The 16,987-nt window shown below is 64.4% G+C and carries 16 protein-coding genes; 15 read left to right on the top strand and 1 reads right to left on the bottom strand.

The features are described 5' to 3' along the window. Positions 1-17: 17 nt before the first annotated feature. Positions 18-701 carry a Bax inhibitor-1/YccA family protein gene (locus AC6H42_RS23095; protein WP_057155951.1) on the bottom strand — a complete coding sequence of 228 codons (684 nt, stop codon included), beginning with the start codon at positions 699-701 and terminating at the stop codon, positions 18-20. Between the two features lie 208 nt (positions 702-909). Between AC6H42_RS23095 and ndk the strand changes: the two genes are divergently transcribed. The 15 genes from ndk (at position 910) to AC6H42_RS23020 (ending at position 16,985) form a co-directional block, all read left to right on the top strand. Next, the gene (gene ndk, locus AC6H42_RS23090; RefSeq protein WP_057155950.1) at positions 910-1,335 is read left to right on the top strand and encodes a nucleoside-diphosphate kinase; all 426 of its coding nucleotides are present in this window, start codon (positions 910-912) and stop codon (positions 1,333-1,335) included. A gap of 103 nt (positions 1,336-1,438) precedes the next feature. Continuing rightward, positions 1,439-2,611 (top strand): dual-specificity RNA methyltransferase RlmN, encoded by a 1,173-nt coding sequence (gene rlmN / locus AC6H42_RS23085; RefSeq protein ID WP_057155949.1) that lies wholly within the window; start codon positions 1,439-1,441, stop codon positions 2,609-2,611. Further along, on the top strand, positions 2,611-3,435 hold the full coding sequence (gene pilW, locus AC6H42_RS23080) for a type IV pilus biogenesis/stability protein PilW (RefSeq protein ID WP_057155948.1): 825 nt from the start codon (positions 2,611-2,613) through the stop codon (positions 3,433-3,435). The genes rlmN and pilW overlap by 1 nt, the downstream gene beginning before the upstream one ends. Before the next feature lie 13 nt (positions 3,436-3,448). After that, complete coding sequence (locus tag AC6H42_RS23075) at positions 3,449-4,480, top strand: RodZ domain-containing protein (RefSeq protein WP_497549035.1); 1,032 nt, start codon at positions 3,449-3,451, stop codon at positions 4,478-4,480. 40 nt (positions 4,481-4,520) lie between these two features. Next, positions 4,521-5,780 carry a flavodoxin-dependent (E)-4-hydroxy-3-methylbut-2-enyl-diphosphate synthase gene (gene ispG, locus AC6H42_RS23070; RefSeq protein WP_057156119.1) on the top strand — a complete coding sequence of 420 codons (1,260 nt, stop codon included), beginning with the start codon at positions 4,521-4,523 and terminating at the stop codon, positions 5,778-5,780. Next, complete coding sequence (gene hisS / locus AC6H42_RS23065; protein WP_057155946.1) at positions 5,773-7,131, top strand: histidine--tRNA ligase; 1,359 nt, start codon at positions 5,773-5,775, stop codon at positions 7,129-7,131. The genes ispG and hisS overlap by 8 nt, the downstream gene beginning before the upstream one ends. A 43-nt stretch (positions 7,132-7,174) precedes the next feature. Next, the gene (locus AC6H42_RS23060; RefSeq protein WP_057155945.1) at positions 7,175-7,831 is read left to right on the top strand and encodes a YfgM family protein; all 657 of its coding nucleotides are present in this window, start codon (positions 7,175-7,177) and stop codon (positions 7,829-7,831) included. Between the two features lie 123 nt (positions 7,832-7,954). Next, the gene (bamB, locus tag AC6H42_RS23055) at positions 7,955-9,112 is read left to right on the top strand and encodes an outer membrane protein assembly factor BamB (RefSeq protein WP_057155944.1); all 1,158 of its coding nucleotides are present in this window, start codon (positions 7,955-7,957) and stop codon (positions 9,110-9,112) included. Between the two features lie 4 nt (positions 9,113-9,116). Continuing rightward, positions 9,117-10,460 carry a ribosome biogenesis GTPase Der gene (gene der, locus AC6H42_RS23050; protein WP_057155943.1) on the top strand — a complete coding sequence of 448 codons (1,344 nt, stop codon included), beginning with the start codon at positions 9,117-9,119 and terminating at the stop codon, positions 10,458-10,460. A 174-nt stretch (positions 10,461-10,634) separates the two neighbouring features. Continuing rightward, positions 10,635-10,871 carry an RNA chaperone Hfq gene (gene hfq, locus AC6H42_RS23045; RefSeq protein ID WP_008450615.1) on the top strand — a complete coding sequence of 79 codons (237 nt, stop codon included), beginning with the start codon at positions 10,635-10,637 and terminating at the stop codon, positions 10,869-10,871. A 44-nt stretch (positions 10,872-10,915) separates the two neighbouring features. Continuing rightward, positions 10,916-12,097 (top strand): GTPase HflX, encoded by a 1,182-nt coding sequence (gene hflX, locus AC6H42_RS23040; RefSeq protein ID WP_057155942.1) that lies wholly within the window; start codon positions 10,916-10,918, stop codon positions 12,095-12,097. 1 nt (position 12,098) lies between these two features. Then, positions 12,099-13,394 (top strand): FtsH protease activity modulator HflK, encoded by a 1,296-nt coding sequence (hflK, locus tag AC6H42_RS23035; RefSeq protein ID WP_497549034.1) that lies wholly within the window; start codon positions 12,099-12,101, stop codon positions 13,392-13,394. Next, entirely contained in the window at positions 13,394-14,293 is a 900-nt protein-coding gene (gene hflC / locus AC6H42_RS23030; RefSeq protein ID WP_057155940.1) for a protease modulator HflC, read from the top strand. Before hflK ends, hflC begins: the two co-directional genes overlap by 1 nt. A 204-nt stretch (positions 14,294-14,497) precedes the next feature. Continuing rightward, entirely contained in the window at positions 14,498-15,667 is a 1,170-nt protein-coding gene (locus AC6H42_RS23025) for an ATP phosphoribosyltransferase regulatory subunit (protein ID WP_497549033.1), read from the top strand. 4 nt (positions 15,668-15,671) lie between these two features. Next, positions 15,672-16,985 (top strand): adenylosuccinate synthase, encoded by a 1,314-nt coding sequence (locus AC6H42_RS23020; RefSeq protein ID WP_057156118.1) that lies wholly within the window; start codon positions 15,672-15,674, stop codon positions 16,983-16,985. Positions 16,986-16,987: the final 2 nt, after the last annotated feature.

Below are 16,987 nucleotides of genomic sequence, written 5' to 3'. Positions count from 1 at the left end.
CAGGGAGGTTGCTTAGCTTAGTCGCGGTCGCCGCCGGCGATGCCCAGCAGGCTCAGCAGGCTGCTGAAGATGTTGTACACGTTCAGGTACAGCGACAGCGTGGCGCTCACGTAGTTGGTTTCGCCGCCGTTGACGATCTGCTGTACGTCATGCAGGATGTAGGCGGAGAAGATGCCGATCACCATCACGCAGATGGCGATGTGCAGCGCCGGCATCTGGAAGAAGATGTTGGCGACGCTGGCCACGATCACCACGATCACGCCGGCGAACAGCCACTTGCCCATGGCCGAGAAGTCGCGCTTGGACACGGTGGCGATACTGGCCAGCGTGGCAAACACGGCCGCCGTGCCGCTGAAGGCCAGCATGATCAGCGAGCCGCCGTTGGAAAAGCCCAGGGTACGCGTCAGCAAGGGCGTCAGCATCAGGCCCATGAAGAAAGTGAAGCCCAGCAGCAGGCCTACGCCCAGGCCGCTGTTCTTGTTCTTTTCAATGCCCCAGATAAAGCCGTAGGCGATCGCCATGAAGACGATGAAGCCCATGATGCCGGTCGGCACCGGCACGTGCAAAGCCACGCCGGCGGCCGCGCCCAGCACGGTCGGGATCATCGACAGCGCCAGCAGCCAGTAGGTGTTGCGCAGGACATTGTGGCGTACCGCTACGCCCTTGCCTGAATAGTCGTAGGTTTGCTGCAAGTTGCTCATGATGTTGCCTCCAAAGGATAGGTGCGGAGCACCGCTTGCTAAAAGCATAGCATGCTCTGCGTAAAAGGAGCAAAAACCGGCTTAGAGGGGCCTTAAAATCGGCCCATGGCACCGAATCTCGGTCCGGAATGGGGTTCTATGGTAAAATCAAGGGTTGATTGAATCATCAATTTCGTTTTAAACCTTTCTTTTTATTGGAGTTTTTTACATGGCAATCGAACGCACCCTGTCGATCATCAAACCAGACGCAGTCGCTAAAAACGTTATCGGCCAGATCTACAGCCGTTTTGAAGGCGCTGGCCTGAAGATCGTCGCTGCGCGTATGGCTCAACTGTCGCGCGCTGAAGCCGAAGGCTTCTACGCTGTGCACGCTGCCCGTCCATTCTTCAAAGACCTGGTTGACTTCATGGTCTCCGGTCCAGTCATGATCCAGGTTCTGGAAGGCGAAGGCGCCATTGCCAAGAACCGCGATCTGATGGGCGCTACCGATCCTAAGAAAGCAGAAGCCGGCACCATCCGCGCCGATTTCGCTGACTCCATCGACGCCAACGCCGTGCACGGCTCCGACGCCGCTGAAACCGCTGCTGTGGAAATCGCTTACTACTTCCCAGCACTGAACGTTTACTCCCGTTAATCTTCGCTTCGGCGAAGCACGGTAGCACGTTGATTTGAGCTGTACCTGTTGCCCCGGCCTCGTCCGGGGCGCAGCCTTTTTTTAGAATGAATTGAGTACAAGTATGGACACGACCCTCACCAACCTTCTGGACTTCGATCCGGAACAGCTGATCGCCTACTGTGCGGAGTTGGGTGAGAAACCGTTCCGTGCCAAGCAGCTGCAGCGCTGGATCCACCAGTTCGGCGCGTCGGACTTCGATTCGATGACCGACCTGGCCAAGTCGCTGCGCGACAAGCTGAAAACCCGCGCCCACATCACGGCGCCGGCCATCATCAGCGACCATACGTCCACCGACGGCACCCGCAAATGGCTGGTCGACGTCGGCAACGGCAACGCCGTCGAAACCGTGTTCATCCCGGAAGAAAACCGCGGCACGCTGTGCATCTCCACCCAGGCCGGCTGCGCCGTGAACTGCCGCTTCTGCTCCACCGGCAAGCAGGGCTTCTCGCGCAACCTGACGGTGGGCGAGATCATCGGCCAGCTGTGGATGGCCGAATTCGAACTGCGCCGCACCAAGGGCATCGAGCCCGGTCCGAAAGGCGAGCGCCAGATCACCAATGTGGTGATGATGGGTATGGGCGAACCGCTGCTGAACTTCGAGCCGACCGCCACCGCGCTGAAACTCATGCTGGACGACAACGCCTACGGCCTGTCGCGCCGCCGCGTCACCCTGTCCACCTCCGGCGTGGTGCCGATGATGGACAAGCTGTCCCAGGTGGTGCCGGTGGCGCTGGCCGTGTCGCTGCACGCGTCGAACGACGCGCTGCGCGACGGCCTGGTGCCGCTGAACAAAAAATACCCGCTGGCCGAGCTGATGGCCGCCTGCAAGCGCTATCTCGAGTTCGCCCCGCGCGACTTCATCACCTTCGAGTACTGCATGCTGGACGGCTTCAACGACAGCGACGAGAACGCGCGCGAGCTGGTGGCGCTGGTCAAGCACCGCGAATTCGGCGTGAACTGCAAGTTCAACCTGATCCCGTTCAATCCCTTCCCGGAATCGGGCCTGTTCCGTTCCAAGAACGAGCGCATCAAGCAATTCGCCCAGATCCTGATGGACGCCGGCATCGTCACCACCATCCGCAAGACGCGCGGCGACGACATCGACGCGGCCTGCGGCCAGCTGGCCGGCGAAGTGCAGGACCGCACCAAGGTGCAGGAGCGCATGGGCAAGATGGCCGAATACCAGAAGAAATTCGGCCCCGAGTTCGGCAAGATCGTGGAGATCCGTTCCTGATGACCGTGCTAGCCCACCGCTGCCTGCTGCGCCTGGCCGCCCTCGGCCTGGCCGGGCTGCTGTGCGGCTGCGCGTCGGCGCCGGGCAGCACGCCGGGCCACAGCGGCAAGGCCGAGCTGGCCACGGCGTCGGACCAGACGGCGGCGCAAAAGCGCGCCGAAATCCGCATGCAGCTGGCCATCGGCTACTACCAGCAGGGCCAGTACGCGGTGGCGCTGGACGAAATCAAGAAGGCGCTGGCGGCCGATCCCGAACTGGCCGACGCCTACAGCATGCGCGCCCTGACCTATATGGCCATGGACGAGCGCGAGCTGGCCGAGGACAACTTCGTGCGCGCCCTGAAGCTGGCGCCGAACAGCCCGGAAGTGAACAACAACTACGGCTCCTTCCTGTGCCGCCATGGCCGCGTGGCCGAGTCGTTCAAGTATTTCGACGCGGCGCTGGCCGTGCGCTCCTACCAGTCGCCGGCCGATGCCTACAACAACGCGGGCAGTTGCGCGCTGAAACAGAAAGATTACGACACGGCAGAGAAGTATTTGCTGCCGGCATTGAAGATTGCGCCGGACGTGCCGGCTACCAGCGCCAACCTGGCGCGCATCTATTACGAGCGGCGCGACTATGTGCGCGCCGGTTTTTTCATTACCCGGCTGAGCAAGCTGGCCAAGATGGACAGCCTGTCGGCTGACGTGCTGTGGCTTGCAATCAGGGTGCAGCATAAACTCGGCGACACGGGCGCGGAATCGGCCTGGGTGACGCAATTGCGCCGCCACCATTCCGGCTCGCCGGAGTATGCTGCCTATCAACGTGGGGCGTTTGATGAGTGAGACAGGTATACCTATGAATTCAGAACGGGCGGATCAGCCTGAGAAGCAACAGCAGCAGGGCACGCCCGGTGCGCAGCTGAAAGCGCAGCGCGAGGCAATGGGCCTGACGGTGGACCAGATTGCGGACCAGCTCAAGCTGGCCCCGCGCCAGGTGGCGGCGCTGGAAGCGGGCGACTACGCCGCGCTGCCGAATATGGCGGTCACGCGCGGTTTCGTGCGCGCCTACGCCAAGGTGGTGAAGCTGGACGCCGCGCCGCTGGTGGCCATGATAGAAGTGAACCCGGCCCCCACCCATGAGACGGCCGCGCCGGCGCGCCGCGAGAAAATCTCGGCCACGTTCTCGGAGTCGCGCTTCCCGTCGCTGACGGAGCGCTCGTCCAAGCCTGCGGGCTGGCTGATGGGCGCCGCCGTGGTGGCGGTGGTGGTGGCCGTGGCCGGCGCTTACCAGGCCGGCCTGCTGCCGAACGTGCTGAACGCCGTGAAGGATGGTACGTCGGCGGCCAGCGCGCCAGCCGCCGCCACGCCTGCGCTGGAGACGGTGGCCAAGCCGGGCGCCGATACCGCGCCGCTGATTTCGCCGAACGTGCCGCTGGTTTCCGTGCCGCCGGCCGATAGCGCCGCCGGCGCCAGCACCACGGCCGGCGTCAATCCGGTCGTGCCGGGCGCCGCACCGGCAGGCGGCGCGCCGGCCGGCACCGCAGCGGCCCAGGCCGCCGCCGCTCCGGCGCCGGCCGTTCCGGCCCCGGCCCCGGCGGCCGCCGTGCCTGCGCCGGCGGCGGCTCCGGCTGCCCCGGCCGCGGCAAGCGGCGCGGCCACGCTGGTGCTCAAGTTTACGGACGACTCGTGGGTGGAAATCCGCCGCCCCGGCAAGCCGTCGCTGATCGCGCGCCTGGTCAAGGCCGGCAGCACCGAGCAGTTCGAGATCAACGACGCGGCGCTGCTGATCGTCGGCAAGCCCGGCCACGTGCAAGCCACGCTGCGCGGCCAGCCGCTGGCCTTGCCGGAAGTGCCAGGCGGTACAATTGCACGCGTAAATATCAAGTAAATAAGTTAAGTAAAGCTCATTGAACAACATGGACGTCCCGATGTCGAACACCGCAATCCCTTCAGGCCCGCAAGCGCGCCGTGGCAGCCGCAGCGTGCTGGTGGCCCATGGCGACCGCAAGATCTGGGTCGGCGGCGACGCGCCCGTGGTGGTGCAGTCGATGACCAACACCGACACGGCCGACGCCGTGGCGACCGCGATCCAGATCAAGGAACTGGCGCGCGCCGGTTCCGAGCTGGTGCGCCTGACGGTGGACCGCCCCGAGGCGGCCGCCGCCGTGCCCTACATCCGCGACCAGCTGGACAAGATGGGCGTCGACGTGCCGCTGGTGGGCGATTTCCATTACAACGGCCACACCCTGCTGACCGACTACCCGGACTGCGCCCAGGCCTTGTCCAAGTACCGCATCAACCCCGGCAACGTGGGCAAGGGCGCCAAGCGCGACACGCAGTTCGCGCAGATGATAGAAGTGGCCGTCAAGTACGACAAGCCGGTGCGCATCGGCGTCAACTGGGGCAGCCTGGACCAGGCGCTGCTGGCGCGCATCATGGACGAGAACGCGGCCCGCGAGAACCCGTGGTCGGCGCAAGCCGTCATGTACGAGGCGCTGATCACGTCCGCCATCGAAAACGCGGTGCGCGCCGAGGAACTGGGCATGGGGCGCGACAAGATCATCCTGTCCTGCAAGGTCTCCGGCGTGCAGGACCTGATCGCCGTGTACCGCGAGCTGGGCAAGCGCTGCGACTACCCGCTGCACCTGGGCCTGACCGAAGCGGGCATGGGCAGCAAGGGCATCGTGGCCTCGACCGCCGCGCTGTCGGTGCTGCTGCAGGAAGGCATCGGCGACACCATCCGCATTTCGCTGACCCCGGAACCGGGCGGCGACCGCACCAAGGAAGTGGTGGTCGGCCAGGAAATCCTGCAGACCATGGGCTTGCGCAAGTTCACCCCCATGGTGATCGCCTGCCCGGGCTGCGGCCGCACCACCTCCACCACCTTCCAGGAGCTGGCCGACGACATCCAGACCTATCTGCGCGACTCGATGCCGGAATGGAAGAAGGACTACCCGGGCGTAGAAGCGATGAATGTGGCGGTCATGGGCTGCATCGTCAACGGCCCCGGCGAGTCCAAGCACGCCAATATCGGCATCAGCCTGCCCGGCACCGGCGAATCGCCGGCCGCGCCGGTGTTTGTCGACGGCCAGAAATTCGCCACCTTGCGCGGCGACAATATCGTCCAGGAATTCCAGGCCATCGTGCTGGATTACGTTAAAAAGAACTACGGCAAAGCATATGTCTGACAATAAAAAAGCTGAAAAAATCACCGCCATCAAGGGCATGAACGACCTGCTGCCGCAGGACGCGCACCTGTGGGAACTGTTTGAGAACACCGCACAATCCGTGGTGCAGAGCTACGGCTTCCAGCAGATCCGCACCCCCATCGTCGAGAACACCAGCCTGTTCGCGCGCGCCATCGGCGCCGTCACCGACATCGTCGAGAAGGAAATGTACTCCTTCACCGATTCGATGAACGGCGACGCGCTGACCCTGCGCCCGGAAGGCACGGCCGGCGTGGTGCGTTCGGTGATCGAGAACAACCTGGTGTACGAAGGCCCGAAGCGCCTGTGGTACAAGGGCCAGATGTTCCGCCACGAGAAGCCGCAGCGCGGCCGCTACCGCCAGTTCCACCAGTTCGGCTGCGAAGCGGTGGGCTTCACCGGCCCGGACGTGGACGCTGAAATGATCATGATGTGCCGCCGCCTGTGGGACGACCTGGGCCTGGAAAACATCCGCCTGGAACTGAACTCCATCGGCGACGCGGCCGAGCGCGCGGCGCACCGCGTGGACCTGATCGCCTACCTGGAGTCGCACAGCGAGCTGCTGGATGCGGAAGCCCAGCGCCGCCTGCACAGCAATCCGCTGCGCATTCTGGACACCAAGAATCCGGCCATGCAGGAACTGGTAAACCAGGCGCCCAAGCTGCTGGACTACCTGGGCGAAGCGTCGCTGGCGCACTTCAACGGCGTGCAGAAGATCCTGAACCATAACAACATTCCGTTCACCATCAACACCCGCCTGGTGCGCGGCCTGGACTACTACAACCGCACCGTGTTCGAGTGGGTGACGGACGAACTGGGCACGCAAGGCACGGTGTGCGCCGGCGGCCGCTACGACCCGCTGATCGAAACCTTCGGCGGCAAGCCTACCCCTGCGGTGGGCTTCGCCATGGGCATCGAGCGCCTGGTGGAACTGATGAAGGTGGCCGGCGAACCGGCCGAGCCCAACCAGTGCGACGTGTACATGGTGCACCAGGGCGAGCCAGCCCAGATGCAAGCCTTCGTGCTGGCCGAGCGCCTGCGCGACGCCGGCCTGGACGTGGTGCTGCACTGCGCCGCGCTGAGCGGCGCCGGCTCCTTCAAGAGCCAGATGAAGAAGGCCGACGGCAGCGGCGCGTCGTTCGCCGTCATCATCGGCGAGTCGGAGGTGGCCAACGCCACCGCCAACGTGAAAGCCATGCGCGGCGAAGAGGGCGAGCACCAGCAAGCCACCGTTGCGTTCGACGACGTGGTGGACTACATCGTGGACCACATCACGGGCGATGGCGAGGAGCACCACCATTTCCACGTGCACGATGAAAACTGCAAGCACTAATCCGTACCGTAACCGATCAACCTTTTTAACCTGACCGAATCTCATGGCATACGATCTCGAAGAACAAGAACAACTAGCTAACTTCAAGGCCTGGTGGGCCAAGTACGGCAACCTGACGTCGTGGGTACTGATCGCGGGCCTGGCGGCGTATTCCGGCTGGAACGGCTGGCAGTATTACCAGCGCACCCAGGCCGCGTCGGCCTCGGCCCTGTACGACGAGCTGCAGACCGCCGTCGCCGCCAAGGACGCGGCCAAGGTGCAGCGCGCCACCGCCGACATGCAGAGCAAGTTCGCCAGCACCAGCTACGCCACCATGGCGGCGCTGGCGGCCGCCAAGCATGCCTTCGACGCGAACGACCTGAAGACCGCCAAGGCCCAGCTGAACTGGGCCATCGAGCACGGCGAGGAAGAGCACAAGGCGATCGCGCGCGTGCGCCTGGCTGGCGTGCTGCTGGACGAGAAAGCCTACGACGAGGCGCTGAAGGTGCTGGCCGTGGCCGTGCCGAAGCAGTTCGAAGGTTCCGTGGCCGACCGCAAGGGCGACGTGCTGGCGGCGCAGAACAAGCTGGCCGAAGCGCGCACCGCCTACCTGGCCGCGCTGAACGCCATCGACAAGAAGAACCCGGGCCGCCAGCTGATCCAGCTCAAGCTCGAGGCGATCGGCGGCACCGTGCCGGCCGAGCCTAAGGCCGCCGCGTAACGAAGGGAATCGGGGGTGGCAGGGCGGGCTGGCGCATGGCGCGCAACCCGCTGGCGCCGCCGCAATGCATGCATGGCGGGTTGCGCGCAAGCGCTGACCCGCCCTACGGGTTTAAGGACATTTATGCGTATTGCCGGAAAAGTTGTTGGAGTTAGCCTGCTGGCCCTGGCCGCGGGTTGCAGCACCCTGGACAAGATCAATCCGTTCGCGGATGAGCCGAAGGACAAGCCAGCCGCGCTGGTGGAACTGAAAAACCCGATGGCGGTGAAAACCGCGTGGAAGTACTCGCTGGGCAAATCCGGCGCCAACAGCTTCAGCCCTGCGGCTGCGGCCGGCAGCGTGTTCGTAGCCGACGCCGACGGCGGCGTGGCGCGCCTGGACGCGGCCAGCGGCAAGCAGCTGTGGCGCGTCAAGGCCGGCAGCGACCTGACCGCCGGCGTGGGCGCCAGCCCGAACGGCGAAATCGTCGTGGTGGGCGGCGTCAAGGGCAACATCATCGCCTTCGACGGCAGCGGCAAGCAGCTGTGGAAGGCGCAAGCCTCGAGCGAAGTGCTGTCCTCGCCGGTGGCGGCGGACGACGTGGTGGTGGTGCGGTCGGTGGATAACCGCATCACGGCCTTCGAAGCCAAGACCGGCGCCAAGCGCTGGTCGGTGCTGCGCACCACGCCAGCCCTGACCCTGCGCAATGCGCCGGGCATGGTCATCAACGGCAGCAATGTCTACGTCGGCCAGCCCGGCGGCAAGCTGCTGGCGCTGACCCTGGCCACCGGCGTGCCGCGTTTCGAAGTGTCGGTGGGCGAGCCGAAGGGCGCCACCGAACTGGAGCGCGTGGCCGACGTGGCCGGCTCGCCGGTGGTGTTCGAGAAAGACATCTGCGCCGTGACCTACCAGGGCCGCGTGGGCTGCTTCGACCTGGCCACCGGCCAGGCGCGCTGGACCAAGGAAGTGTCTTCCGACGTCGGCGTGGCGGTGGACCAGCGTTTCGTGTTCACGGCCGACGAGAAGGGCGCCGTGGCGGCCTTCTCGCGCGAAGGCGGCCAAAGCGCCTGGAAGAACGACAAGCTGGCATTCCGCCGCCTGTCCACGCCGGCCTCGGTCGGCCGCAGCGTGGCCGTGGGCGACATGCAGGGCTACATCCATTTCCTGTCGCGCGAAGATGGCGCACTAATAGGTCGGGTCAGCACCGACGGCTCGGCGATCAAATCGTCGCCGGTCATCGCTGGTCCGAATTTGATTTTCCAAACCCAATCAGGGACAGTGACCGCGCTCGCGGTCGAGTAATACAATGAAGCCGGTAATAGCACTCGTAGGTCGCCCGAACGTCGGGAAATCGACCTTATTCAATCGTCTGACCCGCTCGCGCGACGCGCTGGTGGCGGACTTGCCAGGCCTGACGCGCGATCGCCACTATGGCGAGGGCCGCGTCGGCGAACGCCCCTTCCTGGTGGTCGACACCGGCGGTTTCGAGCCGGTCGCCAAGGAAGGCATCATGTACCAGATGGCGCTGCAGACCAAGCAGGCTGTCGCGGAGGCCGACATCGTGGTGTTCCTGGTCGACGGCCGCCAAGGCCTGACGCCGCACGACAAGACCATCACGGACTTCCTGCGCAAGACCGGCCGCCCCGTGCTGCTGGTGGTAAACAAGTCGGAAGGCATGCGCTACACCGCCGTGGTGTCCGACTTCTACGAACTGGGCATGGGCGACCCGTATGTGATTTCCGCCGCCCACGGCGACGGCGTGCACGACCTGGTGCAGGAAGCGCTGGACAAGGCTTTCGAGCAGCGTCCGGAAGATGCCGAGGAACTGGAGCCGGCCGAGCGCGGCGTGAAAATCGCGCTGGTGGGCCGTCCCAACGTCGGCAAGTCGACCCTGATCAATACCCTGCTGGGCGAAGAGCGCGTGATCGCCTTCGACATGCCGGGCACCACGCGCGACTCGATCGAGATCCCGTTCGAGCGCGACGGCAAGCAGTACACGCTGATCGACACGGCCGGTATCCGCCGCCGCGGCCGCGTGTTCGAAGCCATCGAGAAATTCTCGGTGGTCAAGACCTTGCAGTCGATTTCGGAAGCGAACGTCGTGATCCTGATGCTGGACGCCCAGCAGGACATCTCCGAGCAGGACGCCCACATCGCCGGCTTCGTGCTGGAAACGGGCCGCGCGCTGGTGGTGGCCGTCAACAAGTGGGACGGCCTGCAGTCGGACGACCGCGACGAGATCAAGATCGACCTGGACCGCAAGCTGGACTTCCTGTCCTTCGCCAAGATGCACTTCATCTCGGCGCTGAAGGCGTCCGGCATCGGCCCGCTGATGAAGTCGGTGGACCAGGCTTACGCCGCCGCCATGGCCGACATGTCCACCCCGAAGCTGACCCGCGCGCTGCAGGAGGCGGTGGAGAAGCAGGAGCCGAAGCGCAAGGGCTCGATCCGTCCGAAGATGCGCTATGCGCACCAGGGCGGCATGAACCCGCCGGTGATCGTGATCCACGGCAATGCGCTGGACGCGGTCTCGGACCCGTACAAGCGTTACCTGGAAAAGCATTTCCGCGATACCTTCAACCTGGTCGGCACGCCGCTGCGCATTGAATTGCGCACCGGTAAAAACCCGTTCGACAAGCGCGAAAAATAAAAGGCCGCTTATTGCTGATTCGTTGACATTTCTGCACGGTACGCCCTGCACGAATGTCAAAAACAGGTTACAGTAGCTTGAAGGCATCATTCTCCAGGCAGAGATTGATGCTTGGCACTTGAAATACAGCGAGTCGCCTCCAATTCACACACAACAACATAAAACGGAGCTGTTATGAGCAACAAAGGGCAACTGTTACAAGACCCATTCCTGAACGCGCTGCGCAAGGAACACGTTCCTGTCTCGATCTACCTGGTCAACGGCATCAAGCTGCAGGGACATATCGAATCGTTCGACCAATACGTGGTATTGCTGCGCAATACCGTGACCCAGATGGTGTACAAGCACGCCATTTCGACCGTGGTGCCGGCCCGTGCCGTCAACCTGAACATCGAATCCGAAGCGGAATAATCATTGAGTATTGATTTTCGCCTCCCACCTTGCCTGGCGGTCGCATGCGCGCAGCTTTAGTCGGGGTCGACTTCGGTCAGGGCGATTTTGCCGCCAGCGTCGAGGAACTGATGCTGCTCGCGCGTTCGGCGGGAGCGGACCCGGTGACCACGATTACCGGCAAGCGCTCCAGTCCGGACGCAGCGTATTTCGTCGGCAGCGGCAAGGCCGACGAGATCGGCTTTGCCGTCCAGGATCTCAAGCTTGAGATCGTCATCTTCAATCACGCCTTGTCGCCAGCGCAGCAGCGCAACCTGGAAAAGCGCCTGCAGGTCCGCGTGCTGGACCGCACCAGCCTGATCCTGGATATCTTCGCGCAGCGCGCGCAAAGCCACGAGGGCAAGCTGCAGGTCGAGCTGGCCCAGCTGCAGCACCTGGCCACCCGCCTGATACGCGGCTGGACCCACCTGGAACGCCAGAAAGGCGGTATCGGCTTGCGCGGTCCGGGTGAGACCCAGCTCGAGACCGACCGCCGCCTGATCGGCGAGCGCGTCAAGGCGCTGCGGGCCCGCCTGGCCAAGCTGCGCAAGCAGCATGAAACCCAGCGCCGTTCGCGCGGGCGCAGCCAGACGTTTTCCGTGTCCCTGGTCGGCTACACCAATGCCGGCAAGTCCACCCTGTTCAATGCGATGACCAAGGCCGGCGTGTATGTCGCCGACCAGCTGTTTGCCACGCTGGACACCACCTCGCGCCGCGTCTACATGGGCGAGGAAGTGGGCAATGTGGTGGTCTCCGACACGGTCGGTTTCGTGCGGGAACTGCCGCACCAGCTGGTGGCGGCATTCCGCGCCACGCTGGAAGAAACCATCCATGCCGACCTGCTGCTGCACGTGGTCGATGCGGCCAGCCCGGTGCGCATGGAGCAGATCGAGCAGGTCAACCTGGTGCTGCGCGAAATCGGCGCCGATCATATTCCCCAGATCCTGGTCTGGAACAAGATCGATGCGGCCGGCCTGGAGCCGGCGGTCGAGCGTGATGAATATGCTAAAATTTCTCGCGTTTTCACCAGCGCCCGCACCGGCGCTGGGCTGGACCTGCTGCGCAGCGCGATCACCGAAGCGGCCAAGGCCGCACCCGGCAAGGCTTATCTGTACGAGGCGCCCGACGAGGAACCGGATCTGCACGATGAAGATCAGGACCCGGACTCCGATGGCCATTCCACTTTCACCCAAGTTGGATCACATTAGTATGCCTTTCTCCTCCTTAAAAAAAAGAATAGGCTTGAAGCTGAACTTGAACGATCCCCGCTGGGGCTCGGACAACAAGGACGGCAACAAGCAGGCCCAAGAAGGCAAGAAACCCGGTGAAGGTCCGCCGGACCTGGACCAGCTTTGGCGCGACTTCAACCAGCGCCTGAACGGCCTGTTCGGCCAGAAGCGCAATAACAACAACGGCAGCGGCGGTGGCGGCAGCAGCGGCGGCGGCGACATGCGCGGCGCCGGCTTCACCATGGGCGCGGTCGGTGCGATCGCCGCGCTGGTGTGGCTGGCCAGTGGCGCCTTCATCGTGCAGGAAGGCCAGACCGGGGTGGTGTTCACCTTCGGCAAAGTCTCGCACGTGACGCCCGCCGGCTTGAACTGGCGCTGGCCGTATCCCTTCCAGAGCGACGTCACCGTCAATGTGTCGCAGGTGCGCACGGTGGAAGTGGGTTACCGCAACAACGTCAAGAACAAGCAGCTGCGCGAATCGCTGATGCTGACCGACGACGAGAACATCATCGACATCCAGTTCGCGGTGCAGTACACGCTGAAGAACCCGGTGTCCTGGATCACCAGCAACACCAATCCCGAGGAGACGGTGATGCAGGTGGCCGAGACGGCCATCCGCGAAATCGTCGGCAAGAGCAAGATGGACTTCGTGCTGTACGAGGGCCGCGAGAAGGTGGCTTTTGAAACCCAGCAGCTGATGCAGCAGATCCTGGACCGCTACGCGTCCGGCGCCCAGATCACCAACGTGACCATGCAGGGCGTGCAGCCGCCGGAGCAGGTGCAAGCGGCCTTCGACGACGCCGTCAAGGCAGGGCAGGACCGCGAGCGCCTGAAGAACGAAGGCCAGGCTTACGCCAACAAGGTCATTCCCGAGTCGCGCGGCGCCGCCTCGCGCCTGACCCAGGACGCCGAGGCGTACCGCTCGCAGGTGGTGGAGAACGCCGAGGGTAACGCGGCGCGCTTCAAGTCGGTGCAGGCCGAGTACGCGAAGGCGCCCGGCGTCACGCGCGACCGCATGTACATCGACACCATGCAGCAGATCTTCAGCAGCACCAGCAAGGTGATGATCGATTCCCGCGCCGGCAACAACCTGCTGTATTTGCCGCTCGATAAACTGATCGCCCAGTCGGCCGCCGCCGACGCTGCCGCGAAAGCGAATGCGACGCCGCCGCCGCCCACCGCCGTGATGCTGCCATCCGATGGCTTGCCGCCGGTCGATACCCGCCCGCGCGACAGCCGTACGCGCGAGTCCTCACGTGATCGGGAGAGCCGTTAATGAATCGCATAGTTACCATCCTGATCGGCGGCTTCATCGCATTGATGCTGCTGTCCTCGACCGTGTTCGTGGTCGACCAGCGCAAGTACGCCATCGTGTTCGCGCTGGGTGAAGTCAAGCAGGTGATTTCCGAGCCCGGCCTGCACTTCAAGCTGCCGCCGCCGTTCCAGAACGTGCTGTACCTGGAAAAGCGCATCATGACCATCGATTCGCCGGATGCCGACCGTTTCATCACGGCCGAGAAGATGAACATCCTGGTCGACGCCTTCGTCAAATGGCGCATCGTCGAGCCGCGCCTGTACTTCGTGTCCTTCGGCGGCGACGAGAGCCGCGCCCGCGACCGCATGTACCAGATCGTGAAAGCGGCGCTGAACGACGAGATCACCAAGCGCACCGTGCGCGAAGTGATCTCCGGCCAGCGCGGCAAGGTCATGGAAGCGCTGCGCACCAAGGTGATCGTGGAAGCCAAGCAGATCGGCGTCGAGATCATCGACGTGCGCCTGAAGCGCGTGGACTATGTGGAGCAGATCAACAACTCCGTGTACGAACGCATGAAGGCCGAGCGCGTGCGCGTGGCCAACGAACTGCGCTCCACCGGTACCGCCGACTCGGAGAAAATCCGCGCCGACGCCGACCGCCAGCGCACCGTGATCCTGGCCGAAGCCTACCGCGCCGCCGAAACCATCAAGGGCGAGGGCGACGCCAAGGCCAGCCAGATCTATGCCGACGCGTTTGGCCGCAATCCGGAGTTCTACAAGTTCTACCGCAGCCTGAGCGCCTACCGCGAGTCCTTCAAGAACCGCAGCGACGTGCTGGTGCTCGACCCGAGCTCGGAGTTCTTCAAGTACTTCAAAGGCGGCACCGGCGGCGCTGCCGCTCCGGCGCCCGCCAAAAAGTAAGCTGTCCCACGCCACCCGCCCTGCACACCCCGCAGGGCGGGTTGGCGGCCTGCCCGCGTAACCCGCCAGCGCCGCCCGACCAGCTTTTATTTCCATCCGCCCGCATTTTCGCGTAAAATATGCGGTTCGGCCCTCCGATTGCCGTGTGCGTTCCCGCCGGGACGCATGATCGATATCTCAACAACACCGTTTCCGGTTTTCTCCATGCCGAATTGGCTATTGCCCGAACATATTGCGGACGTTTTGCCGTCCGAAGCGCGCAAGATTGAAGAATTGCGCCGCCTGATGCTGGATAACTTCCGCTTGTACGGCTACGAACTCGTCATGCCGCCCCTGCTGGAATACGTCGAGTCCCTGATGACCGGCGCCGGCCAGGATACCGAGCTGCGCACCTTCAAGCTGGTCGACCAGATTTCCGGCCGCATGCTGGGCCTGCGCGCCGACATGACCACGCAAGTGGCCCGCATCGACGCGCACCTGCTCAACCGCGCCAGCGTCACCCGCCTGTGCTACGCCGGCAGCGTGCTGCATACCCGTCCGTCGGGTCTGCACACCACCCGCGAGCCGCTGCAGATCGGCGCCGAAATCTATGGCCACGCCGGCCTGGAAGCGGACGCCGAGATCCAGGAACTGGCGCTGGCCTCGCTGGCGCTGGCCGGTTTCACCGACGTGCGCCTGGACCTGTCCCACGTGGGCGTGCTGCGCGCCATCCTGGCCGAGGACGCCAACGCGGCCAAGGACGAGGCCGCGCTGTACCTGCTGCTGCGCGCCAAGGACGTGCCCGGCCTGGAGCTGCAAACCGCCGGCTACGCGCCGGCCGTGCGCGCCGCGTTGCTGGCCCTGCCGAACCTGTACGGCGACGTGGACGTGCTCAAGCGCGCCCGCGAAGTGCTGCCGGAACTGCCGGGCATCAGCAAGGCGCTGGCCGAGCTGGCCGCCCTGGCCGCCACCGCCGACAACCCGGCCACCGGCCGCGAAGTGGCGATCGACCTGGCCGACCTGCGCGGCTACCAGTACGAAAGCGGCGCCATGTTCGCCGTCTACGTACCGGGCCTGCCGAACGCGGTGCTGCGCGGCGGCCGCTACGACCACGTCGGCGAAGCGTTTGGCCGGGCCCGTCCCGCCACCGGCTTCTCGATGGACTTGCGCGAACTGGCGCGCCTGCTGCCCACGGCCGAGCGCAAGCACTCGATCCGCGCGCCGTGGGGCAATGCGCCTGAACTGAAAGACAAGATTGCCGAGCTGCGCAAAGCCGGCGAAGTTGTGATCCAGAGCCTGCCGGGTCACAGCAATGAACAGGACGAGTTCGAGTGCGACCGCGCGCTGGTGCTCGACGATAGTGGTAGCAACTGGATTCTTAAAAACTTAGGTTAGTGTGATGTCGAAAAAAAATATGGCAAAGAACGTGGTTGTCATCGGCACCCAATGGGGCGATGAAGGCAAAGGTAAAATCGTTGATTGGCTGACCGATCACGCCCAGGGCGTGGTGCGCTTCCAGGGCGGCCACAACGCCGGCCACACGCTGGTCATCGGCGGCGTGAAGACCGCGCTGCAGCTGATCCCGTCGGGCATCATGCGTCCAGGCGTGGCCTGCTACATCGGCAACGGTGTGGTGGTGTCGGTGCCGGACGTGCTGCGCGAAATCGACAAGCTCGAAGCGGTCGGCGTGGAAGTGGCTTCGCGCCTGAAGATCTCCGAGGCTTGCCCGGTCATCCTGCCGTACCACAGCGCGCTCGACGCGGCCCGCGAAGCGGCCCGCGGCGCCGCCAAGATCGGCACCACCGGCAAGGGCATCGGCCCGGCCTATGAAGACAAAGTGGCGCGCCGCGCCATCCGCATCGCCGACCTGCTGAACGAAGAGCGTTTCGCGGAGAAGCTGAAGGAAAACCTGGATTACCACAACTTCGTGCTGGAGAACTACCTCAAGGCGCCGAAGATCGAGTACCAGAAGACCCTGGACGATGCGCTGGCCTACGTGCCGCGCCTGCGCCCGATGGTCACCGACGTGTCGAGCGCCCTGTACGCCGCGCACAAGGCCGGCGGCAACTTGCTGTTCGAAGGCGCGCAAGGCTCGCTGCTGGACGTGGACCACGGCACCTATCCGTTCGTCACCTCGTCGAACTGCGTGGCCGGTAACGCCGCCGCCGGCGCCGGCGTCGGTCCCGGCATGCTGCACTACATCCTGGGCATCACCAAGGCCTACACCACCCGCGTCGGCTCCGGCCCGTTCCCGTCGGAACTGCCTACCGATGCCGGCGTTGGCCACCACCTGTCGTCGGTCGGCCACGAGTTCGGCACCGTGACGGGCCGCGCCCGCCGCTGCGGCTGGTTCGACGCCGCGCTGCTGCGCCGCTCGGTCCAGATCAACGGCGTGTCGGGCATGTGCATCACCAAACTGGACGTCATGGACGGCCTGGAAACCATCAAAATCTGCACCAGCTACACGCTGGACGGCCGCACCGTGGACATCTTCCCGGTCGGCGCAGAGGACGCGGCCCGCTGCCAGCCTATCTACGAAGAGATGGCTGGTTGGAGCGAAAGCACGGTCGGCGCAAAATCGCTGGCCGCGCTGCCTGCAAACGCGCGCGCTTATATCAAGCGCATCGAAGAACTGGTTGGCGTGCCAGTGGATATGGTGTCGACCGGCCCGGACCGCGAAGAGACCATCGTACTGCGCCATCCGTACGAGTAAGA

The organism is Massilia sp. NBRC 108631, from assembly GCF_059704565.1.
The sequence above is the reverse complement of the archived record's forward strand: the minus strand, read 5'-3'. Positions and strand labels throughout refer to the sequence as shown.